Annotated in this window: 22 protein-coding genes and 1 pseudogene; 14 read left to right on the forward strand and 9 right to left on the reverse strand. The window is 73.2% G+C overall.

Annotated elements, in window-relative coordinates:
* Positions 1 to 58: 58 nt before the first annotated feature.
* Complete coding sequence (locus VGH76_RS07115; RefSeq protein ID WP_331555925.1) at positions 59 to 247, forward strand: DUF1059 domain-containing protein; 189 nt, start codon at positions 59 to 61, stop codon at positions 245 to 247.
* A 536-nt stretch (positions 248 to 783) separates the two neighbouring features.
* Here the strand turns inward: VGH76_RS07115 and VGH76_RS07120 are convergent.
* Positions 784 to 1,172, reverse strand: a pseudogene (locus VGH76_RS07120) (DUF5997 family protein).
* Positions 1,173 to 1,214: 42 nt separating this feature from the next.
* On the opposite strand from VGH76_RS07120, the gene VGH76_RS07125 reads away from it, so the two are divergent.
* From VGH76_RS07125 to VGH76_RS07135, 3 genes are all read left to right on the forward strand, one after another.
* Positions 1,215 to 1,910: a LysR family substrate-binding domain-containing protein gene (locus VGH76_RS07125; protein WP_331555927.1), complete on the forward strand. Its 696-nt coding sequence runs from the start codon at positions 1,215 to 1,217 to the stop codon at positions 1,908 to 1,910.
* A 141-nt stretch (positions 1,911 to 2,051) separates the two neighbouring features.
* Positions 2,052 to 4,229, forward strand: a complete 2,178-nt coding sequence (locus VGH76_RS07130) for a malate synthase G (protein WP_331555928.1) — start codon at positions 2,052 to 2,054, stop codon at positions 4,227 to 4,229.
* Positions 4,230 to 4,408: 179 nt separating this feature from the next.
* Complete coding sequence (locus tag VGH76_RS07135; RefSeq protein ID WP_414637686.1) at positions 4,409 to 5,578, forward strand: alpha-hydroxy-acid oxidizing protein; 1,170 nt, start codon at positions 4,409 to 4,411, stop codon at positions 5,576 to 5,578.
* 25 nt (positions 5,579 to 5,603) lie between these two features.
* On the opposite strand, the gene VGH76_RS07140 is transcribed toward VGH76_RS07135, so the two are convergent.
* Genes VGH76_RS07140 through VGH76_RS07150 form a run of 3 tightly spaced genes read right to left on the reverse strand, consistent with a single transcriptional unit; the run spans position 5,604 to position 8,664 of the window.
* Entirely contained in the window at positions 5,604 to 6,644 is a 1,041-nt protein-coding gene (locus VGH76_RS07140) for a hypothetical protein (RefSeq protein WP_331555929.1), read from the reverse strand.
* 11 nt (positions 6,645 to 6,655) lie between these two features.
* A complete protein-coding gene (locus VGH76_RS07145; protein ID WP_331555930.1) occupies positions 6,656 to 7,660 on the reverse strand; it encodes a pyruvate dehydrogenase complex E1 component subunit beta in 1,005 nt (334 codons plus the stop codon).
* Positions 7,648 to 8,664, reverse strand: coding sequence for a thiamine pyrophosphate-dependent dehydrogenase E1 component subunit alpha (locus tag VGH76_RS07150; protein ID WP_331555932.1), 1,017 nt, complete (start codon positions 8,662 to 8,664; stop codon positions 7,648 to 7,650). Before VGH76_RS07150 ends, VGH76_RS07145 begins: the two co-directional genes overlap by 13 nt.
* Before the next feature lie 205 nt (positions 8,665 to 8,869).
* Here VGH76_RS07150 and VGH76_RS07155 point away from each other — a divergent pair, with 205 nt between their 5' ends.
* From VGH76_RS07155 to VGH76_RS07165, 3 genes are read left to right on the forward strand one after another with little or no spacing between them, the layout of a single operon-like run.
* Complete coding sequence (locus VGH76_RS07155; RefSeq protein WP_331555933.1) at positions 8,870 to 9,784, forward strand: TIGR03564 family F420-dependent LLM class oxidoreductase; 915 nt, start codon at positions 8,870 to 8,872, stop codon at positions 9,782 to 9,784.
* On the forward strand, positions 9,781 to 11,253 hold the full coding sequence (locus VGH76_RS07160; protein WP_331555934.1) for an argininosuccinate lyase: 1,473 nt from the start codon (positions 9,781 to 9,783) through the stop codon (positions 11,251 to 11,253). Before VGH76_RS07155 ends, VGH76_RS07160 begins: the two co-directional genes overlap by 4 nt.
* Before the next feature lie 43 nt (positions 11,254 to 11,296).
* On the forward strand, positions 11,297 to 12,871 hold the full coding sequence (locus VGH76_RS07165; protein ID WP_331555935.1) for an NAD(P)/FAD-dependent oxidoreductase: 1,575 nt from the start codon (positions 11,297 to 11,299) through the stop codon (positions 12,869 to 12,871).
* A gap of 42 nt (positions 12,872 to 12,913) precedes the next feature.
* Here the strand turns inward: VGH76_RS07165 and VGH76_RS07170 are convergent, their stop codons facing one another.
* A complete protein-coding gene (locus VGH76_RS07170; RefSeq protein WP_331555936.1) occupies positions 12,914 to 14,020 on the reverse strand; it encodes a cobalamin-independent methionine synthase II family protein in 1,107 nt (368 codons plus the stop codon).
* Between the two features lie 176 nt (positions 14,021 to 14,196).
* Here VGH76_RS07170 and VGH76_RS07175 point away from each other — a divergent pair, with 176 nt between their 5' ends.
* Positions 14,197 to 14,691, forward strand: a complete 495-nt coding sequence (locus tag VGH76_RS07175) for a GNAT family N-acetyltransferase (RefSeq protein WP_331555937.1) — start codon at positions 14,197 to 14,199, stop codon at positions 14,689 to 14,691.
* Here VGH76_RS07175 and VGH76_RS07180 read toward each other — a convergent pair.
* The 4 genes from VGH76_RS07180 to VGH76_RS07195 are packed head-to-tail and all read right to left on the reverse strand — an operon-like array spanning position 14,686 to position 18,619.
* Positions 14,686 to 15,663, reverse strand: a complete 978-nt coding sequence (locus VGH76_RS07180) for a 1-aminocyclopropane-1-carboxylate deaminase/D-cysteine desulfhydrase (protein WP_331555938.1) — start codon at positions 15,661 to 15,663, stop codon at positions 14,686 to 14,688. The two genes, VGH76_RS07175 and VGH76_RS07180, sit on opposite strands and share 6 nt — an antisense overlap.
* A gap of 3 nt (positions 15,664 to 15,666) precedes the next feature.
* Positions 15,667 to 16,998: an adenylosuccinate lyase family protein gene (locus VGH76_RS07185; RefSeq protein ID WP_331555939.1), complete on the reverse strand. Its 1,332-nt coding sequence runs from the start codon at positions 16,996 to 16,998 to the stop codon at positions 15,667 to 15,669.
* The gene (locus tag VGH76_RS07190) at positions 16,995 to 17,864 is read right to left on the reverse strand and encodes a DUF7714 family protein (RefSeq protein WP_331555940.1); all 870 of its coding nucleotides are present in this window, start codon (positions 17,862 to 17,864) and stop codon (positions 16,995 to 16,997) included. The genes VGH76_RS07185 and VGH76_RS07190 overlap by 4 nt, the downstream gene beginning before the upstream one ends.
* Positions 17,861 to 18,619, reverse strand: a complete 759-nt coding sequence (locus VGH76_RS07195) for a phosphosulfolactate synthase (RefSeq protein ID WP_331555941.1) — start codon at positions 18,617 to 18,619, stop codon at positions 17,861 to 17,863. The genes VGH76_RS07190 and VGH76_RS07195 overlap by 4 nt, the downstream gene beginning before the upstream one ends.
* A 121-nt stretch (positions 18,620 to 18,740) precedes the next feature.
* On the opposite strand from VGH76_RS07195, the gene VGH76_RS07200 reads away from it, so the two are divergent.
* The 6 genes from VGH76_RS07200 to VGH76_RS07225 are packed head-to-tail and all read left to right on the forward strand — an operon-like array spanning position 18,741 to position 25,340.
* On the forward strand, positions 18,741 to 20,054 hold the full coding sequence (locus VGH76_RS07200) for an FAD-dependent oxidoreductase (RefSeq protein WP_331555942.1): 1,314 nt from the start codon (positions 18,741 to 18,743) through the stop codon (positions 20,052 to 20,054).
* On the forward strand, positions 20,051 to 20,785 hold the full coding sequence (locus tag VGH76_RS07205; protein ID WP_331555943.1) for an SDR family oxidoreductase: 735 nt from the start codon (positions 20,051 to 20,053) through the stop codon (positions 20,783 to 20,785). Before VGH76_RS07200 ends, VGH76_RS07205 begins: the two co-directional genes overlap by 4 nt.
* Positions 20,782 to 21,564 (forward strand): SDR family NAD(P)-dependent oxidoreductase, encoded by a 783-nt coding sequence (locus VGH76_RS07210; RefSeq protein WP_331555944.1) that lies wholly within the window; start codon positions 20,782 to 20,784, stop codon positions 21,562 to 21,564. The genes VGH76_RS07205 and VGH76_RS07210 overlap by 4 nt, the downstream gene beginning before the upstream one ends.
* Positions 21,565 to 21,571: 7 nt before the next feature.
* Positions 21,572 to 22,480 carry a CoA transferase subunit A gene (locus VGH76_RS07215; protein WP_331555945.1) on the forward strand — a complete coding sequence of 303 codons (909 nt, stop codon included), beginning with the start codon at positions 21,572 to 21,574 and terminating at the stop codon, positions 22,478 to 22,480.
* Entirely contained in the window at positions 22,477 to 23,370 is an 894-nt protein-coding gene (locus tag VGH76_RS07220) for a hypothetical protein (protein ID WP_331555946.1), read from the forward strand. The genes VGH76_RS07215 and VGH76_RS07220 overlap by 4 nt, the downstream gene beginning before the upstream one ends.
* Positions 23,358 to 25,340: an acetate--CoA ligase family protein gene (locus VGH76_RS07225; protein WP_331555947.1), complete on the forward strand. Its 1,983-nt coding sequence runs from the start codon at positions 23,358 to 23,360 to the stop codon at positions 25,338 to 25,340. The genes VGH76_RS07220 and VGH76_RS07225 overlap by 13 nt, the downstream gene beginning before the upstream one ends.
* Positions 25,341 to 25,414: the final 74 nt, after the last annotated feature.

Raw genomic sequence — 25,414 nt, forward strand, 5'->3', positions numbered from 1 at the left:
CCACCGCGGACGGTGACGCCCATTCCTCTCGTGAGCCGGAGGCTCTGCCATGGCCAGGATGATGATCGACTGCCGCGACATGCCGAGCGACAGCAACTGCACACTCGCCATCGCTGGCGACGACCTCGAGGACCTGCTCGACGCCGCGACCCAGCACGCCATCACCAAGCACGGCCACGAGGAAGGTCCAGAACTGCGAGAGGGCATCCGGGGCGGCCTCAAGCCGGTCGAATCTGCAATGGCCTGACCGGTCGATCAGCTGGGTCCAGCAACTCGTCGAGCTCCACGCGGGCGGCCGCGGGAAACGAGAACGGCGAGCTGGCGAGGCCCATGTGCTCTGACGGTGAGGGGCTTGGGAGTCAGCCCCGACCTTGTGGCGACCCTTGCCGGAAACGGTTGTGCGGTGATGCGGTGATGCGGTGATCTCGAGTCGCACGGGCCACCGCGGCGATAGTGGCTTTGTCCAGCGTGAGTCGGGGCAGGATGAACGCCGCGCACCGCTGGGTGGTCGCCGCCCCGGGACGGGCGAGCCGGCTGGTGTCGTGGGCGAAGACCTCGCGGGCGCAACCGTCATGAACCCCGCCCGCGACTCCCAGCCAAACACCCGGCTCCGTGGACTCATCAGTGGGACCACCTTGCGGACCGCTTACGTCAAACGGCGGCGCCGATGGGTGTTTACCAGAGAAGGCCTACAGCGTGCACCGTAGGCATCGTTGACTCCTGAACTCCGACCCACCCGGCGTCCTGGGCCGGTACAACACATCCTGACCGGCCGCTGGTCTCCTACCTGCTGCTCCCGTCGCCCGGCCGGCCGGCGCGCAGTCGGGCGTCCTCGCGCTGCACATCGGCACGGAGGCTGCGCTCGCGGCGCAGCCACTCCGGCTGTTCTTCCTTCAACGCCGTGATCTGGGCGGTGGTCAGCGGCTCGGTGATGTCGGCCCGGGCCAGACCGGAGATCGACACACCGAGCGGTCCGCTACGACGGGCCGCGGGTGCGGGCCGTCGCGCCGCAGCTCGCGCAGCCACGCGGGCGGGTCGGCCTGCAGGGCGTCGAGCTCGTCGCGAGAAATCACGCCTTCACGGAACTCGGCGGGCGTCGCGTCGAGGTGCACGCCCAGCTTCTTCGCCGCCGTCGCGGGCTTCATCGTCTGCGTCGCCCTCTGCCGCGTCATCGGCCCAGGTTATCGGGCCCGACCGGCCGATAGCCTGAGCCCGTGACCGAGCCCGGCGAGACCGCGTCCTTCCGACTCGGCTACGTACCGGGCGCCACGCCGGGCAAGTGGGCACGGATCTGGGCCGAGCGTCGTCCCGACGTTCCCCTCGAGCTCCTCGGCGCGACCACGGACGCGGTGGTGGACCAGGTCCGGGCCGGTGCGGTGGACGCCGGTGTTGTTCGGCTGCCGATCGACCGGACCGGGCTGCACGCGATCCCGCTCTACACCGAGACCACCGTGGCCGTCGTGCCGAAAGAGCACGTGCTCACCGCGATCGAGGAGGCAGGGCTCGACGATCTGGCCGACGAGATCGTCCTGCGTCCGCAGGACGACACCCTCTCCTGGCACGGTGACAGGCCGGGCCGAGCGGCAGCGTTCAACCCCACGACGACGGCCGAGGCGATCGAGCTCGTCGCCGCAGGCGCCGGCCTGCTGCTCCTCCCCCAGTCGCTGGCGCGCCTGCACCACCGCCGGGACCTCGCCCACCGGCCGGTGGCCGACGCGCCGCAGTCCAGCGTCGTCCTCACCTGGCCGGACGCGGACAACACCGAGCTGATGGAAGAGTTCATCGGGATCGTCCGCGGACGCACGGCCAACAGTTCCCGCACCCCCCGCCGTCAGGACGGTCCACCACCGGGCGCCTCTGCCTGGGCGAAGAGGCGGCCTACCGGGCGCCGAGCGGCCCGTCGTCGGTGACCGCCCCGTGGGTCAGGTCGAAGCGCAGCACCAGGGTTGCTCACCTAAAGTCCCCCGAGGTCAAGGCAGGGCCCGACAAGCGACGGCGACGTCCTTTCGCCGGCCCTGGTGAGTCCCGCAGGCGAGGGAGGCGGTCCGTCAGTGTCCGAGACGTCCGAGATGTCCGAGCGGTCCGGGCTGAAGGTCGACGAGCACCTGCGAGCCTTCGTCGAGGACGAGCTGCTCTCGCAGGTCGAGCTCACCGGCGAGGAGTTCTGGTCGATCCTGGCCCGCCTGCAGGAGCGGTTCGCGCCCCGGATCGCGACGGCGCTGGAGGAGCGCGACGACCTCCAGACCAAGATCGACGCCTGGCACAAGGAGCACGGCGCGGGTTCTCGGGACGACTACGAGAAGCTGCTGACCGATCTCGGCTACCTGGCACCGGAGCCGTCGAGCGTCCCGACGATCGACGTCGACCGGGTCGACCCGGAGATCGCCGAGGTCCCCGGCCCGCAGCTGGTGGTGCCGTCCACGAACGCGCGTTTCTCGCTCAATGCCGCGAACGCCCGCTGGGGCTCGCTGTTCGACGCGTTCTACGGCACCGACGCGCTCCCGCAGGACCACGAGCTCGCGGAGGGCTACGACGAGCGGCGCGGCGCGCAGGTCATCGCGGCCGCCGACGACCTGCTCGACGAGCTGTTCCCGCTCGAGCGCGGGAGCCACGCCGACGTCACCGCTTATCGCCCGTCGACCGGCGGGCTGGCGGCCGACACCGCGGACGGCACGGTCGGCCTCGCCGATCCGTCGGCGTTCGCCGGGTTCACCACGCCCGAGGACGGCCGGGGCGGTGTGGGTCATGTGCTGCTCGTCCGCCACGGCCTGCACCTCGACCTGGTGCTCGACCCGTCCACCCAGGTCGGCGGGCAGCACCACGCGGACGTCAGCGACGTCGTGCTCGAGTCGGCGGTCACCACGATCGTCGACCTCGAGGACTCGGTCGCGACGGTCGACGGCGAGGACAAGGCCCTGGCCTACCGCACGTGGCTCGGGCTGATGACCGGCGACCTGGTCGCGGAGTTCTCCAAGGGCGGCGAGACCGTCACCCGGCGGGTGAACCCGGACCGCGAGTACACCGCCGCCGACGGCTCGGCGCTGACGCTGCCGGGTCGCTCGCTGATGCTCGTCCGCACCTGCGGCCACCACATGACCACGAACGCGGTGCTCACCGCGGACGGTCGAGAGGTCAACGAGGGCGTGCTCGACGCGCTGGTGTGCGCCGTCGCGGGCCTGTACGACCTGCGCGGGCGCGGGCCGCACACGAACTCCCGCGCCGGGAGTGTCTACGTCGTCAAGCCCAAGCAGCACGGGCCCGAGGAGGTCGCGCTGACCGTCGAGCTGTTCGCGGCGGTCGAGGAGTCCCTCGGCCTCGAGGCGAACACGCTCAAGATCGGCATCATGGACGAGGAGAAGCGGACGACGGCCAACCTGTCGGCGTGCATCGGTGCGGCCGCGAACCGCGTCATCTTCGTCAACACCGGGTTCCTCGACCGCACCGGCGACGAGATCCATACCTGCTTCGCCGCCGGGCCGGTGCTGCGCAAGGGCGACATGCGCTCGACGGTGTGGCTGCAGACCTACGAGGACCGCAACGTCGACGTCGCCCTGGCGGCCGGCTTCGAGCACCACGCACAGGTCGGCAAGGGCATGTGGGCCAAGCCCGCCGCGATGGCCGAGATGCTCGAGCAGAAGATCGGGCACCCGAAGGCGGGCGCGAACACGGCCTGGGTGCCCTCGCCGACCGCCGCGACGCTGCACGCGCTGCACTACCTGCGCATCGACGTGCACGCCGTCCAGGAGGAGCTCTCGCAGCGGGAGACGGCCGACCGCCGCAATCTGCTGGAGCTCCCGCTCTCCGACCCGAGCACCCTGTCGGAGTCCGACGTGCGCCGGGAACTGGAGACCAACGCCCAGTCGATCCTCGGCTACGTCGTGCGCTGGGTGGGGATGGGCATCGGCTGCTCGACGGTCCCCGACCTCGACGGCGTCGGACTGATGGAGGACCGCGCGACGCTGCGGATCTCCAGCCAGCTCATCGCGAACTGGCTCGAGCACGGCGTCGTCGACGCCGACACCGTGCGGGAGACCTTCGCGCGCATGGCCGCACTCGTCGACGAACAGAACGAGGGCCAGGACGGTTACCCGCCCATGGCCCCGGACCTGGACGGCAGCGAGTCGTTCCAGGCCGCGCTCGAGCTGGTCTTCACGGGCGGGACCGAGCCCAACGGCTACACCGAGCGTGCCCTCACGCAGTGGCGTCGGAAGGCCAAGACCACCGCCTGAATCGAGGCCGCCGGGCATCCTCGCGATCAGCGGAGCACGCGCTACGCGATCGGCCACGTCGGCGTGATCGCCTTCTACGCGCTGCTGTGGCTGTTCGGCTGGATGGAGCTCATGTCCGGCCAGGACGAACCCGGCCCCGCACGCTGGTCCGGACGTCCGCGCGCGCGGACGATCGAGCCGTGACCGGCCCCGACCGCTACGGCGTCGAGATCTACGCGGACGGGCTCCACGGCCGGTCGCCCGCCCTGCCCACCGATCTCTCCCGGCTCGAGGCCGCCGCGCGCCGCGTACTCCCAGCGCACGTGTTCGACTACGTGGCGGGCGGAGCGGGGTCCGGCGCGACGATGCGCGCCAACCGGGCAGCCTTCGACCGGGTGGGCCTGGTACCGCGGATGCTGCGCGGCAACCACGTCCGGGACTGGTCGACGACGCTCCTGGGCACGACGATGCCCGCGCCGCTGCTTCTCGGTCCGGTGGGTGTGCAGAGCCTGCTGCACGACGACGGGGAGCTCGCCACCACTCGCGCGGCCTCGGCACTCGGCGTCCCGGCGGTGCTCTCGACGGCGTCGTCGCACACGACCGAGGAGGTCGCGGCGGCCTCGGGGGACGGACCCCGGTGGTACCAGCTCTACCGGCCCACCGACGACGAGGTGACCGCGAGTCTGCTGGCCCGGGCGCACGCTGCCGGGTTCACCGTCCTCGTCGTCACCCTGGACACCTGGACCCTCGGGTGGCGCCCCCGCGACCTCGATCGCGCCTACCTCCCGTTCCTGCGCGGCGTGGGCACGGCGATCCCCTTCTCCGACCCCGCCTTCCGCGCCGGCCTCGCCCGGGCCCCGGAGGAGGACCTCGGCGCGGCCGTCCGCCACCGGCAGCGACTGTTCACCGGCACCGCGTGGGGCTGGGACCGGCTCGCGACGATCCGCGCGCAGTGGGACGGCCCGATCGTCGTCAAGGGGATCCAGTGTCCCGACGACGCGCGGACGGCGCTCCGGCTCGGGATGGACGCGGTGATCGTGTCCAACCACGGCGGCCGTCAGGTCGACCGCGCGATCGGGTCGCTGAGCGCCCTGCCCGGCGTCGTCGCCGCCGTCGCTGGGCAGGCGCCGGTGCTCTTCGACTCCGGTATCCGCACCGGTGCCGACGCGGCGATCGCCCTCGCGCTCGGTGCCGACGCGGTGCTGGTCGGCCGACCGTTCGCCTTCGGGCTGGCCCTGGGCGGGCAGGCGGGCGTGCACCACATCCTGCGCTGCCTGCTCGCCGAGCTCGACACCACCCTCGCCCTGGCCGGCTACCGCGACGTCGCCGAGCTCCACGATGCCGAGGACGTGGTCGCCGGCACGCCCTGACCCTCCGTGGTGCCCCGTCGCGACGTCACAGCGCGGCGCGGACCTCCCGGGCGGCCTGGCCCATGTTCCGCAGCTTCGCGTACGCGGTGGTGCGGCTGAAGTACCCGAGCCCGCAGTCTGGGGCCACGAGCAGCCGGTCGGCGGGGATGACCTTGAGTGCGCGCCGGATGCGGTCGGCGATCTGCTCCACCGGTTCGACCATGGTGTTCTTCGCGTCGACGACCCCGACGCCGAGCACCTTGTCGGCGGGGAAGTCGGCGAACGCCTCGAGCTCGACGAAGTCCTTGTTCGTGAACTCCAGGTGGATCACGTCGCAGGGCGACTCGCGGAACAACGGCATCATCTCCGCCGCGTGGTTGTCGAAGATGTCACGCTGACCGTCGACGCTGCCGTAGCAGACGTGCCAGAACTTGGTCATGTGGATGCCCTCGAACAGGATCTGCTGGCACTCGATCTGCCAGGCGTCCTGGGTGTAGGGCGGCAGCACGTCGATCAGCTGGACGGCTTCCATCCCCATGTCCTGCAGGTAGTGCAGCTCCTTGTTCAGCGCGCGGGCGATGTCCTTGGCCAGTGCGACGCCGTCGCCGTAGTGCTGGTCGTTCAGGATGATCGACTGCTGGGCCGGGCCGAGCATCGCCACCTTGAACGGGCGGTCGGTGGCCTGCTGCATCGCATAGGCGACGGCCTCGAAGATCGGGCGGACCCACTCGACCTTGCTGCGCACGGTGCCCTTGTAGAACGGCGCGTACTTCGCGCCGTCGCCGGGCGGCCCGAAGTTGTCGATGCCGCCGAGGTTCTCCGGGATGAAGTGGAAGATCGGTTCGAGCTGGAAGCCCGGGGCCTCCCACTCGTAGTACTGGGCGCCGTCGCAGAGGATGTCGAGCCCGGCCAGCTCCTGCTCCCGGGCAGTGAGCTTGCAGGCGTCCTCGTAGGCCACGCGCAGGTTGTGGCTGCGGTAGGTGGGTTCCGTCCCGCAGCCGAGTATCCGTCCCTGCAGCCAGTGCGGCCGCGGGAAGGCGGACACGGCCGACACCGGGAGCAGGACATCCTCGTTCCGAATCCGCATGGTCAGTCTCCTCAGACTCTCGCTGTACTCGCGGCTGGGACTCGTCCCTCGAGAAGGCCCCGGGCGGCGACCACGACCTTCTCGGGCGAGGGCATGACCTCTGCCTCCATCGCCGTGGCGACCGGCAGCGGGACGTTGCCGCCGGACACCCGCACGATCGGTGCGCGCAGGTCGTCGAACGCCTCCTCGGCGAGGATCGCGGCGACGGCGGCACCCCAGCCGAGCTGGCCGGGGTTCTCCTCGACGATCACGACCCGGCCGGTCCGCCGCGCGGAGGCGAGCACGGCGGCGGCGTCGAGCGGCACGAGGCAGCGCAGGTCGAGGACGTCGGCGGCGATCCCCTCGTCGGCGAGCGCGACGGCGGCCTGCTCGCACATCCCGACGGTGCGCGCGAGGCCGACGAGGGTGACGTCCTCGCCGGACCGTCGGAGGGCGGCCTCGCCGAGGGGCACCACGTGATCGCCCCCGGGCCACTCGGACTTCGTCCCGAACAGCGCCTTGTGCTCGAGGACGAGCACCGGCTCGGGGTCGCGGATCGAGGCGGCCAGCAGGCCCCACATGTCGTCCGGGGTGGAGGGCGAGACGATCTTGACGCCGGGGACGCACATCGCCCAGTTCTCGATGGACTGGCTGTGCTGCGCCCCGAACCCCAGCCCGCCGCCGTTGCTCCCGCGGATCACCAGCGGCATCCGCAGCTGGCCCCCGGTCATGTAGCAGGCCTTCGCGATCTCGTTGGCGACCTGGTCCCAGCAGGTCGCGTAGAAGTCCGAGAACATGATCTCGGCGACGGGCCGGAGGCCCGCGGCTGCCGCGCCCATCGCGGCGCCGGCGATCGCCTGCTCGGAGATCGGGGTGTCCCAGACCCGCTCCGGTCCGAAGCGGTCCCGGAGCCCGGCGGTCGTCTTGAAGACCCCGCCCGACCCGACGTCCTCACCGAGCAGCACCACCGTCTCGTCGCGCGCCATCTCCTGGTCGAGCGCAGCGGCCACGGCCTCGCGGAAGGTCAGTTGCGCCACGTCGCACCTCCGTCGCTCCACATGCCGGTCCAGGCGTCGGCGCCGTCCGCGGTGGGCTCGGCGAGCACCCGCACGGCCAGGGCGTCCATTTCGGCCTTGACCTGCGCGACGAGGGCGTCGCTCGCCTCGACGGTCATCGCGCCGGACCGCGCCAGCTCGGTCGCGAGCCGCACCAGCGGGTCACGGGTGCGGGCGGCGGCGACCTCGTCGGGATCGCGGTAGGCCCCGCCGTCGGCCACCGAGTGCCCGCCCAGCCGGTAGGTGAGGGCCTCGACGAGCGACGGCCCGTCCCCCCTGCGGGCGCGCTCGACCGCGGCCAGCGCCGTCTCGCGGACCGCGGCCACGTCGTTGCCGTCGACGACGATCGGCGCCAGCCCGTAGGCGGGGGCGCGGTCGGCGGCGGGCCGGTCGACCGGGATCACGTCACCGATCGGCGTGTACTCCATGTAGAGGTTGTTCTCGCAGACGAAGACCACCGGGAGCTTCCAGACCGCGGCGAGGTTCACCGCCTCGTGGAAGGCGCCGATGTTCGTCGTGCCGTCGCCGAAGAAGCAGGCCGTGACCGCGCCGTCGCGGCGGATCCGGCTCGCCCACGCCATACCGACCGCGGTGGGGATGTGCCCGCCGACGATCGCGTAGGAGCCGTAGTAGCCGTGCTCGACGCTGGTGATGTGCATCGAGCCGCCCTTGCCGCCACAGATGCCCCCGACGCGGCCGAGCAGCTCGCGCAGCACCGCCTCCTCCGGGGCGCCGCGGGCGAGGGCGTGGGCGTGGCCGCGGTAGGTCCCCAGCGAGTGGTCGCCCGGGCCGAGGACCGAGGCCACACCGACCGCGATGGCCTCCTGCCCCAACCCCAGGTGCGCCGGTCCGCGGACGCGGCCCTGTCGGTAGAGGACGTCGACCTTCGCCTCGAACTGGCGGATCCGCAGCATCCGTTCGTAGAGCTCCCGCAGCTCCGGAGCGGCGCGCTCGGCTCGGACGGCGGTGACGTCGGGCGCTTCCACCTCGCCGAAAATAGTGACGCACGTCGCACGGGGCATCGTCCACGGGGGCAGGGTCCGGGCGGGGATTCGCCCCGGGCGGACATGTCGCAGTGGTACCGGGATGACCGATGCTCCCTTGCGTCGGACGACCTCGGCCGGGCTGGGCCGTCACGCCGCGTCCCGGTAGTTCCTGTCCCGGTAGATCGGCGGAGCCATGCAGATCGGGATGACCATCGGGGGCGACGTCCTCGCGCGCCCGAGCTCCCCCGGCGAGGTCGTGGCCGACGCCCAGCAGGCCGAGAAGGAGGGCTACGCCACTGCGTGGTCGGTGCACTTCTCGCGCGCCTACGACGCCCTCACCACACTCGCCGTCGCAGGCACCGTCACCTCGCGCATCGGGCTCGGCGTCGGCATCGTGCCGACCTACCCGCGGCACCCGCTCGCCCTCGCCCAGCAGGCGGCCACCGCCCAGGTGTTCTGCGGCGGACGGCTGACCCTCGGCGTCGGCGTCTCCCACCGGCCCGTGATCGAAGGGCTGCACGGCCTCCCCTACGCGAACCCCGCCGCCCACATGCGGGAGTACCTCGGCATTCTCGTGCCGCTGCTGCACGGAGAGGAGGTCCACGTCGCGGGAGAGCACTACCGCGTGGACGGCGGGTTCCGCGTCCCGGGCACGTCGCCGGTTTCCGTGCTGGTCGGGGCGCTGTCGCCGCGGATGGTGCGTGCCGCGGGCGAGTGCTCCGACGGGGTGATCACATGGCTCGCCGGACCGCGGACGCTCGACGCGACGATCGTCCCGACGCTGCGGGTAGCCGCGGCGGGCCGGCCGGCGCCCCGCGTCGTCGCCGCTCTCCCGGTCGCGGTCACCGACGACCCGGACGCCGCCCGCGCCATCGCCGAGCAGGCGTTCGGGCGCTACAACGGCATGGAGAACTACCGTCGCCTCTTCGAGCGCGAGGGCGTCGCCTCGGTGGGCGACCTGGCTGTCGTCGGGACCGAGGACGCCGTGGCGACGCAGCTGGCCCGCTACGCCGACCTCGGCGTCACCGAGCTGTGGCCGGCGGTGTACCCCGTCGGCGACGACCAGGAGGCGAGCATCCGGCGCACCCGCGCCCTCCTGACGACGCTGGCCGTGCCATGAGCACGTCGGGCCGCTACGCCGAGGAGCTCGTCGAGGCGGGATTCGCCGTCGAGGTTGCGGACGCCCCGCTGCTGCACGACGGGCTCAACACGGCCGACCTGGCCCACGTGCTCCTGCTGCACGAGCGCCGGGTCGTCCCCGATCCCGCCGCGCGCCGGCTGCTGTCCGTGGTGCTCGACGCCGTGCGCACCCCGGCGGAGCGGTTCGACTACGACCCGGCCCACGGCGAGGTCTACAACTGCCGTGAGCGCTGCTTCGCCGCCCGGATCGGCCGTGACGCCGGCTGGCTGCACGCGGGCCGCACGCGTCGCGAGGCGGTGCGCATCGCCCTGCGGCTCCGGGCGCGGCGGGATACCGCCGACCTGATCGAGGCGGCCGCCCGGTTCTGTCTCGCTGCCGCCCGCGGCGCGGACACGCACGCCGAGACGCTGATGGTCGAGCAGACCTACCTGCAGCATGCCCAGCCGTCCACGTTCGGCCACTACCTGCTCGCCGCGGCGTATCCGGTCCTCCGGGAGGTCGAGCGCCTGGCCGCGGAACTCGACGGGATCGACCGGAGCCCGGCCGGCGCGGGCGGGGTCAACGGCAGTCCGCTGACGGGGGACCGCGAGCGGATGGCCGCCCTGCTGGGGTTCGACGACGTCATCGAGCACACCCGCGACGCCATGTGGCAGGTGGACGCCTTCACCGCCGTCGTCCAGGGCGCCGCCCGCCTGGCCACGGCACTCGACCGGCTCGCCGAAGACCTGGAGATCTACTGCAGTGAGGAGTTCGGCTGGCTCCGCCTGGCCGAGCGCCACACCCGGACGAGCGTGCTGATGCCCCAGAAGCGCAACCCCTATGCGCTGACCATGGTCCGCGGCGAGGCCGGGATCCTCATCGGCCGCGCGACGGGGCTGCTCGCCCTGGCCAAGAGCCCCTCCGCCCGCAGCGACAACCTGATCTTCTCCTACGGGGAGGTCCCGCGGTCCCTCGACCTCGCCACCCGCGCCGCCCGGCTCATGGCGGGGGTCGTCGACGGCCTGGAGGTCGACGCCGGAGCCATGCGCGCCGCGCTCGACGCCGGCTTCTCGCAGGCCGCGGACCTCGCCGAGCTCCTCATGGTCCACGCCGGGCTCGACTACCGGTGCGCCTACGACGTCGTCGGGGCCTGCGTGCGGCGGGCGGCCGCTGAGGGGCGGCGCGGGGTCGACCTCACCGTCGACCGCCTCGACGCCGCCGCCGCGGAGCTCGGCGTCGCCGGCCTGAACGCGCCCGCCGCGGCCGAGCTGGCCGCGGCGCTCGACCCCGAGTCGATCGTGCGCTCCCGGCGGACGCGCGGCGGTGCCGCGCCCGAGGTCGTGCGCGGGATGGCGAAGGACTGCGAGAGCGCGGCCCACACCGCACTGGGCATGGTCCGCGCCCGGCGCGCGGTCTGGGACGCCGCCGAGGCCGACGTGGTGCGCCGGGCCACCGAGCTCGTCGGGTGACGGCCCGACCAGGACCATCGACAGCAGGACGGACGGGACGGACATGGACATCCGCGATCAGCATCTGAACCTCGCCGAGTGGAACGCGCTGATCGAGCGCAGCCTCGCCGATCCCGACTCGGAGCCGATCCTGAACCTCGACCCGGACGATCCCGATCCCCTCTACGACGCGATCTTCGTCGGTGGCGGGGCGGGCGGGCGGTTCGGGGCCGCCTACATGAGCGCGATGGGCGGCCGGCCGCTCATCATCGACGCGTGGCCGTTCCTGGGCGGCTCCTGCCCGCACCAGGCGTGCGTCCCGCACCATCTGTTCTCGGAGGCGGCCGAGGAGCTCGATCGGATGCGGTGGTTCTCCGACGAGCTGTTCTTCCCGAAGTTCGACGCCTCGCGCGCCAGCATCCTCGAGCTGGTCCGGCTGTTCCTGGCCGGCCGCGGCAGCGCCCACGCGTTCATGAACTGGCAGACCAAGGAACAGCTCGAGGTCTCGTACGTCCTCAACGCCCGGGCGACGATCGTCGACGCCCACACCGTCCGGGCGGCCGGCCGGACGTTCCGGGCGGAGAACCTGGTACTCGGCACCGGGGCACGTCCGGTGACCCCCGACGTGCCAGGGCTGGACCTGCACGGGGTGTACGACTTCGTCAGCGTCGTCGAGGAGCTCGACTACGAACCGACCCGGTGCGTGGTGATCGGCGGCAGCAAGGTCGCGATGGAGTACGGCTCCTTCTTCCACGCCACCGGCTGCGACACCACGATGGTGTCGCGGTCACCGGTGATGCGCTCGGCGTCGCTGCACCACATCGACGAGGACCTCCGCCAGTACGTCGTCGGCGGCATGCGCGAGCGGGGCATGGAGATCCTCGAGGGCGCCGAGCCGGTGGCGATCCGGGGATCGGGATCGGTGTCCGGGGTGACGGTGCGCCTCGCGTCGGGCGAGGAACGCGAGATCGAGTGCGACATGGTCTTCCTCGGTCTCGGCGAGCGCCCCGAGACCACCGAGGCCCGGGCCGTGCTGGGGATCGAGGTCGGCCCGACCGGTCGAGTCGTGGTGGACCACCGGATGCGGACCACGGTGCCGGGCGTCTACGCGATCGGCGACCTGATCGGCGGCCCGATGGAGATGTTCAAGGCCCGCAAGTCCGGCGTGACCGCGGCGCGCAACATCATGGGCGAGGAGCTGGAGTTCGACTTCTCGGAGTACCCCGACTTCCTGCACACGACCTACGAGGTCAGCTGGGTCGGGCTCACCGAGGCCGAGGCCAGGGCGGCGTGCGACGAGGTCGTGGTCATCCAGATGCCGCCCTACGTCGAGGGCCTGGATACCCAGCACCTCCCGCTGCCGTGCGCCGAGGGCACGATGCTCTACGCGTTCAGCCGCCCGAAGCTCTCCGGGTTCCAGAAGCTCGTCGTGGACGGGACGACGCGCAAGGTCCTCGGCGCCCACCACTGCGGCTACGGGGCCAAGGACGCCTTCCAGTACCTCGACCACCTGATCCACCGGCCCGAAGGGCTCACCGTCGACGACCTGGGCTGGATGAACGAGCTATTCCTCAACCCGGAGCACTTCGTGCAGCTCTCGCGCCTGCGCGCCGGGAAGTCGAACCTGACCCACCTGTGAGGGAGGCGGGCCGGGCGGGCCGGGGCCCGCCCGACCCTGACCTCAGCGCAGCTGCTTGCGGACCAGCTCGGTGCCGGCCACGAGGGCGTGCAACTTGTCGATGGCGATGTAGCGCTGGAGCAGGATGAGCCCGCAGTCGGTGGTCACGCCGAGCTGCTCGGCCGGGACGTACTCGAGGAGCCGGTGGATCCGGTCGGCCACTTCCTCGGCGGTCTCGGTGATCGTCGACTTCACGTCGATCACACCGGCCCAGAACATCATCCCGGCCGGCAGCGGGTGGTTCTTGATGACGTCGAGGCCGGAGAGGTCGTCGGAGCGACGCCCGCAGTTCTCCAGGTTCAGGACGTTCATGGCGCCCTCGTACGCCTTCGGGATGATGGACGCGGTGGCCGACGGCGCCTCGCCCCGACGCTCGGTCAGATCGAAAATCTCCCCGGCCTGGGCGGTGTCGTCGGGCATGTACGCCGGCGTTCCTCCCCAGTTCCCCCAGCAGACGTGGCAGATGATCTGCGCGTGCTGCACGCCCTGCACCGCTCGGTTGAAGGCCTCGATCGCCCACGGCTCGAAGAAGTAGGGCCAGGTGAACTCGTCGAGCTGGATGAAGTCGATCCCCATCGCGTCGACCTCGAGGATGTCCTCGTTGATCGCCGCCGCGAGGGCCATCGCCCGATCGCGCGGGTCGTCGTAGTGCAGGTCGTTGGTGGCCTGGGCCAGCACCTGGATCCCGGTGTACTGGACCTTGGTGGCCTTGCGCGTCGACCGTTTCAGCGCCCGGGCCTGCTCGACCATGATCGCCCCGCGGCGCCGGATCTCCTCGGTGGCAGTCGCGGCATGCAGCCGGCTGTAGATCGGGAAGCCGAGGAATCCGCCCTTCAGGTCGAACCCGAGCCGCTTGTAGTAGTAATAGAGCGCTTGGTCGGCGTAGTTGTCGCCGTGCAGCCTGCCGTCGGTGATGATGTCGAGCCCGGCGAGCTCCTGGTCGGAGACCAGCGCACTCATGGCGTCCTGGAACGACTCCTGGTTGAACGAGTCGGGTGGTTCCTGGTCGCCGCTCCACGTCCGGGCCGGGCCCGCGTCCCACCACCGGGGATTCGGATAGTTCCCGACCATCGAGGTCGGGATGAGGATGTCCTGGTCGCCGACGCGCATCGGGGTTCCCTTTCGTTTCGACTCCCGCCTCGTGCCGTGGTGAGACGGATCACAGACGCAGGGCGCCGACGGTAACCGCGCGGGTGGGAGGCGAGCAGAATTGTTGGCCTGCAGGGACACCTACCTCGTCCCGTGCGGCCGAGGGCCCGCTGGGACGTGCCGGGCCACGATGGTCCGTGTCCCCCGAGGCCCTGCGCTTCCGTCGCGGCCGGTCCGACGAGCCCCCGGCCCGTGACCTGATGGCCGCGCTCAACGAGCTCCTCGACGCGCAGTATCCGGGTCGGTCCACGCGGCCGGGCTCGGTGACCACGCCGGACGAGATGGTGCCGCCGGCCGGGGCCTTCCTGGTCGGGTACGAGGGCGACCGGGCGGTGGCGATCGGCGGCCTGCGGCCGCTGGGAGACGGCGTCTGCGAGATCAAGCGGATGTACGTCGTGCCCGACGCGCGCTCGCGCGGGGTCGGCCGGGCGCTGCTGGCGGCGCTCGAGGAGGCCGCCCGGGCGCTCGGCCACCAGGTGATCCGGCTCGACGCCGGCGCCGAACAGAAGCACAGTCGCATGCTGTTCGCGGCCACCGGCTACCGGGAGATCCCGCCGTACAACCGCAACCACATCGCGGTCTACTTCGGGGAGAAACGGCTCCCGGAGGCTGGGGATCCCGGGGGTTCATGAGGCGGCGGGGCCGCACGGGCCCGTCGTGAACAGGGTCGGGGCACCGCCGGTCACCAGGAACACCACGGGGCCGTCGACCTCCCCGCGCCCGGCGGCGGCGAGCAGGCCGGCCATGGCCTTCGCCGCGAACACCGGGTCCAGGAACACCCCCTCGGTGCGGGCCACCAGCCGGGCAGCGGCGTCCCCCTCGGCGGACCGGCGCCCGTATCCGGGGCCGAGGTGGCCCCCGACGACCGTGGGCGCGCGGTCCGGTGGCGGGACACCGATCCGTGCGGCCGTGGCACGCGCGATGTCCTCGATCCGGGTCACGCACTCGGCCACCGGCCGGCTCACCGTCACCCCGACGACGTCGCCGAGGCGTTGCCAGTGCGCGCCGACCCGGAGCCCGGCGTGGGTCCCGCACGAACCCGTGGCCAGCCAGATCGCGCTGGGGACGAGGCCGACGTCGGCGCACTGCACGGCGAGCTCCTGACTCGCGGCGACGTAGCCGAGCGCCCCCACGGGCGTCGCCCCACCGCGCCCCAACGGGTACGGATGCCGCCCGGCGGCGCGGAGCTCGGCCGCGACCGCCTCCACCATGACGTCGACCGAGGCCCGGTCGGCGTCGCCGGTGAACCGGATGTCGGCCCCGGCCATGGTGGCCAGCAGCATGTTCCCGACCGGCGGGACCGGCTCCCCGTAGCAGACCAGGACGGACTCGAGGCCCCGCGTGCGGGCGGCCAGCGCGGCGAGCATCGCCCAGTTCGAGCCTGGCCCGCCGCCGGTGACGAGGTGGTCGCAGCCCTGACCGCAGGCGTCGGCGAGGAGGAACTCCAGGCCACGGACCTTGTTGCCGCCCAGCCCCAGGCCGGTCAGGTCGTCGCGCTTGAGCCAGATCTCGAGCCCGGCCGCCGCCGAGAGCCGCGGGGCGGGCAGCAGCGGCGTCGGGAAGGTCCCGAGCCGGATCCGGGGCTGGTCCAGCAGCGATCCCATGGCTCAGGCCCGGCGCACGACTCGGTCGACGAAGGCGGTCGCGGCCCCGAGGGCCCGTGCGGGGTCGGACGCGGCAGCGACCTCCGCCGCGTCGAGCAGCCCGTCGGCGACCAGCCGCACCCCGAGATCGACGCCCTCGTCGCGCGCGGCCATCGCCGCCGCGTAGACCGCGTCGTGCGCGGAATGCTTGCCGATCCGGGCGGCGAGCGCGGCCATCAGCGGCTCGGAGGTCATCGCGGCACCGTGCGAGTCGAGATTGGCGCGCATCCGATGGGCGTCCACCCTGAGGCCACCCAGCAGCCGGGCGGCGAAGCCGAGCGCCGCGCCCGTCAGCTGGCACGCCTCGGGCAGGACCGACCACTCGGCCTTCCAGCCGCGCCCGTCGCGCTCGTGCAGCGCGACCATGCCCTCCAGGACCACTCCCACGTCGGCCCGGACGATCCGCCCGAGGGTGTCGAGGTGCTCGGACAGCTCGGGGTTGCGCTTGTGCGGCATCGTGATGCTGCCGACGGTGCCCTCGACGACGGGCTCGCCGACCTCGCCGATCTCGGGCCGCTGCAGCTCGAAGATCTCGTTGCCGATCTTGGCGAGGGTGCCCGTCACGAGGGCCAGCAGGACGAGGAACTCCACCACCCGGTCGCGGGCGGTGATCCAGGGCAGGGTCGGCGCGCCCAGCCCGAGGCGGTCCGCGAAGGCGTCCAGCAGCGGCAGGGCCTGCTCGCCCCAGAACTCCATGGTGCCCAGGGCCCCGCCGAGCTGGACGACCTCCACCCGCGCGCGCATCTCGCCCAGCCGCGCCCGGTGGCGCGCCAGCTCGTCGGCCCACACGGCGGCCTTGAACCCGAAGGTGATCGGGAGGCCCGGCTGGCCGTGGGTGCGCCCGCACATGATGGTGTCCCGGTGCCGTCGCGCCAGGTCCGCGGCCGCGTCCTGGCACCGGGCCAGGTCGCGGTCGACGACGTCGGCCACGGTGCGCATCGTGAGCCCGAACCAGGTGTCGGTCAGGTCCTGCACCGTCGCCCCGTAGTACACCCACTCGCGGACCGTCGCGGGCAGGAGCTCTCGCAGGGCGTCGATCAGGCCGAGCGTCGAGTGGCCGGTCGCCCGCGTCCTGGCCCCCACCCGTGCGAGGTCCAGGCGCTCCACGTGCGCGTGCCTCGCGATCTCCTCGGCGGCCTCGGCCGGCACGAGCCCGACGTCGGCCTGCGCCCGGGACAGCGCCACGAGGATCTCCAGCCAGGTCCTGGTCCGGCCCGTGTCGTCGAAGAGGGCGTGCAGTTCGGGCGTGGTCCACAGGTGCCCGTAGATGACGGAGTCGGCGAGATGGGAGCTCACAGGAGGAGCTTCCGGAGACCTTCGCGCACCTCGTCGAGATTCGCGCCCCACGGCACCACGGCGGTGTCGTCGTCGATCTCCAGCCCTCGCTCGAGCAGGCAGCACTTCGTCAACGTCGGGCCGGCCGCTCCTGCGCTCCGCCGGCGCGGGCAGAGGTCCACGCTCGGCGGCTCGTCGCCGTAGAAGTGCCGGTGGAACTGCAGGGAGCGCTCGCACCCGATGAGCAGCCAGTCGGCGCGCACGGCAGGTCGGGTGTCGAGGTAGGCCACCGGCGCGCCCCCGAGATCGGCCCCCGACCCGCGGCACGGCAGCAGATAGCACCCGGCCGGGTGCGCGGCGGCGAGGTCCTCGACGCGCACGGCGTCGAGGACGAGCTCGACCGGGGGGAGGTCCTCGTCGTACGCGACGGCCTGGCGGGCCTGGGCCAGGAGCTTCGCCGGCTCCGGAGGGACGACCTCGGTGACCCGGAGGCGGATCGGGGCCGGCCGGTGGATGAAGTTGACGTGCTCGAAGCGGCCGAGGACCACCGTCGTCGTGGCCCCGGGCACCGCGGCGCCGGCGAGTGCGGTCGCGTTGCCCACGTCGACCTCCGGGCGGTGCACCCACGCCGTGTCGTCGGGGCCGGACAGCAGCCGGCAGGCCACGACCGGGGAGAACAGCGGCTCCGTGCTCGCCTTGCGTACCTCCACCAGCGCGGTCGCGTCGCCGCGGCGCAGCGCGAGGAAGTCGGTTCGCCGGTAGACCTCCCGGCCCCGCAGATGCTCCTCGACGGCCTCGGCGGTCAGGGGGACGTCGACCTCCTGCACCGAGAGCCCGCGGTACGGGTGCGCCCTGGTGTTCGGCGGCGCCGCGGGGATGTCGGTCATGGTCGGACGGCCGTGTCCGCCCGGAGCCCCAGGCGCAGCGTCTCGAGGGCGAGAACGTCGTCCACCGCAATGTTGCCGAGATTGACCTCGGCCCCGAACCGGCGCACGAACCAGGCCTGCTGGGCCTTGGTGGGCGCCTCGAAGATCACCCGGTCCGCGGGGACGGCGCCGACCAGTTCCTCGACGAGGTCGGTGCGCACGGCACCGTCGGGGTCGTAGAGGCCGACCGTCCCGGACTCGCGTCCCTCGGCGACGACCCAGGTGGCGCCCGCAGCGAGGTCGGCGTTCATCTCCTCGGCCCACACCTCCGCGGCCACGGGGATGGCCGCGTCCTTGACACCGACCTCGGCCAGCACCACGAAGTCCGCCGACAGTTCGGCGACCAGCGCCCGCTGCCGTCCGGCGGGCAACCACCCGAGCCCGTCGGAGACCTCCACGGCGTCGATGCCGGTGGCCGCGGCCCATCGCCGGAGCGCGGCGAGCTCGCCCTGGGCCACCGCGATCTCGAGCAGCGTGCCCCCGAGGCTGACCAGGAGACCGGCCCGCTGGTAGGTGGCCACCCGGTGCTTGAGCGAGGGGTCGAGGTATCCGATCCCCCAGCCGATCTTCACGATGTCGGCGAGGTCGGCGGTCGAGGTCAGGATCCCGTCGAGGGCGACCGGCGGGGTGCCCTTGTCCAGTACGTGCGTGACCCCGGCCGATCTCGGCTTGCCGGATCGCTTCGGCAGTCGCAGGAAATCGGGGCGGTCCCACACCCGACGGAATGTACGGTCGGCGACGTCACGGTGACCTCGTCCCGGGAGGACCAACCGGGTCCCCAGCTTCGCCGCCCCGGGATGTGTGCCCCGCCACAGCGGTCGTCGTAGCTTTCGTCGGGTGTCCGGCCGGCTCGTGGTCCTCGGGGGTGGCGCCGCCGGCATGTCCGCGGCCTCCGCCGCCCGCCGGGTCGACCCAGCGCTGGAGATCGTGGTCCTGGAGACCAGCGGGTACGCCGCAGCCGGTCTCTGCGGTCTGCCGTACCACCTGGCCGGCCTCGTCGCCCGGCCCGACGACCTGCTCGCCTATCCACCGGCCTACTTCCGCGACCACCGCGGCCTCGACCTGCGCCTCCACGCCGAGGCCGTGGGGCTCGACGTCGAGCGGCGGATCGTCCGCTATCGCGGCGTCGACGGGGCCGCCGAGCTCGGCTTCTCGTCGCTGATCGTCGCCGCGGGCGGGTTCCCGGCCGCCGTGCCCCTGCCCGGCGTCGGCGACCGACCGTGCTTCACCGTCCGCACCCTGGAGGACACCGTCGCGCTCCGCGCCCTCGTGGAGACGGGCGGGGTGTCCCGGGCGCTCGTCGTCGGCGCCGGGTACATCGGGCTCGAGACGGCCGAGGCACTGCACGCCCGCGGGGTGCGGGTGACGGTCGCCGAGCGGGTCGACCGCGTCCTCCCGACCACCGTGGACCGCCCCGTGGCCGGGATCGTCGAGGAGCACGTGCGGGCACACGTCGAGCTGTGCCTGGGGACCGACGCCGGAATGCTGCTGGCCGAGCGTGCCCCGGACGTCGTCGTCGTGTGCGCCGGGGTCCGTCCCTCGGCCGGGCTGGCCGTCGCGGCCGGAGCACGGACCGGCCCCGGCGGGGCGCTGCTGACCGACGACCGGATGCGCACGAACCTGCCGGGCGTCTGGGCCGCCGGCGACTGCATCGCCCCCCACCACCGGGTCCTCGGCGCACCGGCGTTCGTCCCGCTCGGACCGACGGCGAACAAGACCGGGCGGGTGGCCGGCACGGTGGCCGCCGGCGGCGACGCGCGCTTCGCCGGGGTGATCGGGACCGCCGTGGTCAAGGTGTTCGACCTCGAGGTGGCCCGCACGGGCCTCACCCTCACCGAGGCCCGGGACGCCGGGCTCGCGGCCCGGGCCACCGACGTCGTGAGCCGCAGCCGCGCGAAGTACTACCCCGGCGTCGCCCCGGTGCACGTCCGCCTCGTGCACGAGGCCGGGGGCCGCCTGCTCGGGGCCCAGCTGGTGGGTACCGAGGGGGCCGCCAAGCGTGTCGACGTCGTCGCCGCCGCGCTGCACGCCGGCCTCTCGGTCGACGACCTGGCCGACCTCGACCTCTCCTACGCCCCGCCCTACGCGCCGGTCTACGACCCGGTCCTCCTGGCCGCCCAGGCCGCGCAGCGCGACCGGGTGCCGGCGTGACCGCGCCGGTGGCGGTGGTGACCGGGGGCGGGTCCGGCATCGGGCGCGCGACCTGCGCCCGCCTGCTCACCGAGGGGTTCACCCTCGCCGTGCTCGACCTCGACGGTGACGCCGCGCGGGCCGCGGCCGGTCCGGGCGGGACGGCGCGGGCACTCGACGTCGCCGACGCCCCCGCCGTCGCACAGGCGTTCAGCGAACTGGCTTCCGCGCTCGGCCGGATCGACGTCCTGGTCAACAACGCCGGCATCTCGGGCGGTCCGACGGCCACGGTGTGCCACGAGACGCCCGTGGAGGAATGGGACCGGGTCCTCGCGACGAACACCCGGGGCCCCTTCCTCTGCAGCCGGGCGGTCCTGCCGGTGATGCTCGCCCAGGGCTCCGGACACGTGATCACGATCGCCTCGGTGGCCGGCCAGGTCGCCTTCCCCGCGCGGTGCGCCTACACCGCCTCCAAGGGGGCCGCGCTCATGTTCGCGAAGTCGCTCGCCGTCGACTACGCGCACACCGGAATCCGGTCGAACGCCGTGTGCCCGGGCTTCGTGCGCACCCCGATGACGCAGTGGCGCCTCGACATCCCCGAGCTGGCCGCGCAGGTCGAGTCGCACATCCCGGTCGGGCGCGTTGCCGAGGCGGACGACATCGCCGAGGCCGTGGCGGTCCTCGCCTCGGGCCGGATGGGCTACATGACCGGCCACGCGCTGGTGGTCGACGGAGGGTGGACGGCGGTATGACGTCACAGGAGTCGGGTCGACTCGCGGGGAAGGTCGCCCTGGTCACCGGGGCCGGCTCGGGCATCGGGCAGGCCGCGGCGATGCGGTTCGCGGCGGAGGGGGCCTCGGTCGCCACGCTCGACATCAAGCCCGAGCTCGCGTCGCTCACCGCCATGATGATCGACAAGGAGCACGAGGGGCAGTCGCTCGCGCTCGTGGGGAACGTCGCCGACGCCGTGGAGGTCGAGACGGCGGTGGAGCTCGCGACGGCCGAGTGGGGACGGCTCGACGTGCTGTACAACAACGCCGGGGTCGACAGCTCCGGCTCGGTCGCCGACGCGGCCGAGGACGACTGGGACCGTGCCTTCGGAGTCAACGCGAAGGGCACCTTCCTCGTCTCCCGGGCGGCCGTGCGGCACATGGGCGAGGGTGGCTCGATCGTCAACCAGGGCTCGGTGGCCGGCCTGGTGGGCGTGCCGAACTTCGCCGCGTACTGCGCGTCCAAAGGGGCGGTCGTCGCGCTCACGCGGTCCATGGCCGTCGACCTGGCTCCTCGCGGGATCCGGGTCAACGTGATCTGCCCCGGCACCGTCTACACGCCGCTCATGGAGCCGATGCTGCGGGCCCGCGGCGGCGGCGATCTCGAGGCCGGCCTGGCGAAGACGCTGCTCAAGTATCCGATCGGGCGCCTGGGCACCCCGGACGAGATCGCGAACGTCGCGCTGTTCCTGGCCAGCGACGAGGCGTCCTTCATGACCGGCTCGGTGATCACTCCCGACGGCGGCATGACGGCCCAGTGAGGACACCGTGACCACCTTCCACCTCGCCCCGGACAAGCGGGCCTCGCTCGCCGAGGCCGCCGCGCGGGTCGGCGACGGCGCGCTCGTGGCCCTCGGCGGCGGCCTGTGCGCCCGGCTGCCCATGGCGCTGGTGCGGGAGCTGGTCCGCCAGGACCGCCGGGGGCTGCACCTGGTCGGGTCCGCGCACAGCATCGACGTGGACCTGCTGGTCGCGGCGGGGGCGGTGGGGATCTGCGAGGAGAGCTACGTCGGGTTCGAACAGGATCTCGGCCTCGCCCCCGCGTTCCGGCGGGCGGCGCAGACCGGGGCGATCGAGGTCCGCGAGAGCTGCTGCGCGACCGTTCTCGCTCAGCTCCGCGCCGCCGAGATGGGGCTGACCTTCCTCCCGGTGCGCGGGGTCAAGGGCACCGACATCGAGCGGGTGCACCGCGAGTACGCCCGGGTGCGGTGCCCGTTCACCGGCGAGGAACTGGTGGCGGTGCCCCCGCTGCGCCCGGACGTCGCCCTCCTGCACGCGCCGCTGGGCGACCGGCACGGCAACCTGCACCTCGACCAGCCCTTCGTGCTCGACGAACGCTTCGCGTCGGCGGCGGGGATGGTCGTGGCCACCGTCGACCGCCTCGCCCCGACCGACGAGGTGGCCGCCGCCGGGGTGGTCGTCCCCGCCCACCTCGTGGCCGCCGTCGCCGAGGTCCCCTTCGGCGCGCACCCGTCCTCGTGCTACCCGGGGTACGCCTACGACCGCCCGCACCTGGCGACCTACCTCGCCGCGGCCACCGCGGCCGGGCCGGCGCTGGCCGCCTACCTCGAGCGTTACGTGCACGCCGGGGAGGACGCGTACCGCCACGACGTCGAGGCAGGGCGCCTGGCCGACTGGTCGGCCTCGACCGGGGCCTGGCAGGAGCTGTTCCGGTGAGCGCGCCGACCTGCCCGGGATGGACGTTCGACGAGTGGTTCGTGGTGGCCCTGGCCCGCACGATCGCCGACCGCGAGGTGGTGTTCCACGGCTTCGCCAGCCCGTGCGCCCAGGTCGCCATGCACGTCGCCCGCCGCACGCACGCCCCCACCAGCCTGCTGGTCGAGGGCGCCACGTACGCGGTGGATCCCGACCCGGCGTTCATCCCGCCCACCGGCAACGACCTCGCCCTGCACCGCGATGCGGTGTACCGGATGCGGTTCGAGGAGTTCTTCGACGCCGCGTGCCGGGGCGCGGTCGACCGGATGTTCCTCTCCGGCGGCCAGATCGACGGGTACGGCAACACGAACGTCACCGCCGTCGGACCGGACCCCACCCGGCCGAAGATCAAGCTCGGGGGCGGCGGTGGGGGCTGCAACATCTCGGCCAGCATCGGGGCGCTCACCCTCTGGACCACCCGGCACCGGGCGGGACGCACGCTGGTGCGCGACCTCGACTTCCTCACCGACATCGGCCACGTGACCCCGGAGGGATCGCGGTCCGCGCTCCGGTACACCGGGGGCGGGCCGCAGTGGCTCGTCACCGAGCTCGGGATCTTCGACTACGACGTCGAGGGCCACGCCCGGCTCCGCGGCCGCTGGCCCGACGTCACCGAGTCCGACGTCCGGGACGCGACCGGCTTCGAGCTCCGCACCGGGCTCGACCCGGAGGTCGGGGACGGCGTGCCGGTGCCGCCGCGCCCCGTGGCGGACCTCCTCGCTCCCCCGAGCCCGGCCGAGCTCGCCGCGCTCCGGGCGATCGACACGCTCGGGGTTCGTCGCCTGGAGTTCTCCCCCGACGACCTCGCCCGCCACTTCACCCACCCCGCGAGCACCGCATGCGCCTGCTGACCGCGCTGTTCTCCCCGGGGCGGGTCGCCCTGGTCGGGGCCTCCGACCGTGCCGGGTCCCTGGGGGACGTCCTGGGCCGCAACCTCGCCTCCTTCCCGGGCGAGGTCGTGCCCGTGCGCTCCGGGGAGTCGCTGCGCGACGTCCCGGGCGAGATCGACCTGGCCGTGGTCTCGGTGCCCGCCCAGGCGGTCCCGGCGGTGGCCGCCGACGCCGCGGCCAAGGGCGTCGCCACGATGGTGGTGCTGACCGGCGGCTTCGCCGAGACCGGCCCGGACGGTGCGGCGCTGCAGGCCGAGCTCGTCGCGGCGGCCGGCCCCGTGCGCGTGGTGGGGCCGAACTGCTTCGGCCTCCAGAACTGCGACCTGCCCCTCAACGCCTCGATGGCCACCGGGCTCCCCCGCGGCGGGGGCGGCATCTCGCTGGTCAGCCAGTCCGGCGCCTACGGCATGGCGATCCACACCACGGCCACCGACGAGCGTGCCCGGTTCGCGAAGATCCTCGCGCCCGGCAACACCTGTGACGTGACCATCGCCGAGCTGCTCACCGAACTGTCGGACGACCCCGCCTCGCAGACCCTGTGCTTCCTGCTCGAGTCCCTCGCCGACGGGCGCGCGTTCGTCGAGCAGGCCCGGCGCACGACCGCGGACAAGCCCGTCGTCGTGGCGAAGACCGGACGCTCCAGCGCCGGGACCCGCGCCGCCGCGTCCCACACCGCGGCGCTGGCGTCGACCGAGGCGGTCTGGCGCGGGGTGTTCCGCCAGGCCGGGATCGTGGAGGTGTCCTCGGGGCTGGAACTGCTCGACGTGGCGCGGGCCCTGGACGGCCAGCCCCGCCCGGCCGGACCCCGCGTCGCGATCGTGACCAACTCCGGCGGGGTCGGCGTCGAGCTCTGCGACCTGCTCGCCGACGAGGGCCTCACGGTGCCGGCGCTCTCCCCCGCACTCCAGGAGCGCATCCGCGCGATGCTCCCGGCCTTCGCGAGCCCGGTGAACCCGGTGGACGTCACGCCGGTATGGGCGCGCTACGCCGAGCTCTATCCCGCGCTCACCGACCTCCTCGCGCGCAGCGGCGAGGTCGACGTCGTCGTGCCGGTGCTCCTGCAGCGCGCCGCGACCGACCTGCCGACGGTCGAGGCGCTGCGCGACGCGGTGGCCGGGCTGCGCGCCGACGCCGTCGAGGTCCCGGTGGCCGTGTGCTGGGTCGCGCCGCGCGACGCCCGACCCCACGCCGACCTGCTGCAGGAGAGCGGGGTGCCCTGCTTCGAGTGGCCCGCGCGCACCGCCCGGGCGATCGGACACGCGCACCGCTACGCGCGGGCCCGGGCACGCATCACCCCACTCCCGCCCGGCCCGGAACCAGGCGGCTCCCCGAGACCGACCGATCCGCTCGGCGCGGCCGACTTCCTGGCCGGCTGCGGTGTCCGCACCGCGCCCTCGGTCCTGTGCACGTCCGCGGAGGAGGCGGTGCGGGCGGCGACGAGCTACCCCGCCGTCGTGAAGGTGGGGTCGGCCGCCCACCGGACCGAGATCGGCGGCGTCCGGACGGGGCTGGACGGCCCCGACGACGTCCGGACGGCCGCGACCGAGCTGCTGGCGCTCGGACCGGTGCTCGTGCAGCCCCAGCTGGCCGGGATCGAGGTCGCCGTCGGCGCGCTCCGCGACCCCGTGTTCGGCCCCACCGTGATGGTCGGCCTGGGAGGCATCTGGGTCGAGGTGCTCGGCGACGTCGCCTTCGCGCTGGCCCCGCTCGACCGCGCCGACGCCCGCGACCTCCTCGCCCAGCTGCGCGGCCACCCGATCCTGTGCGGGGCGCGCGGCGGACCCGCGGTCGACCTCGACGCGCTCGCGGACGTGGTCGTCGGCGCGGGCCAGGCGCTGCTAGCCGCGGACGACGTCACCGAGCTCGACCTCAACCCCGTCCTGTCCACCCGGGACGGGGCGATCGCCGTCGACTGGAAGTTCTCGCCCTGAGTGGACGAGAGCCGAGTCGCACTCCGTCCTCGCAGGTCGAGGATGCGCGCCGTCGGTCCGCGTAGCGTCCGAGG

Source organism: Actinomycetospora sp., assembly GCF_036497585.1.
Classification (GTDB): domain Bacteria; phylum Actinomycetota; class Actinomycetes; order Mycobacteriales; family Pseudonocardiaceae; genus Actinomycetospora.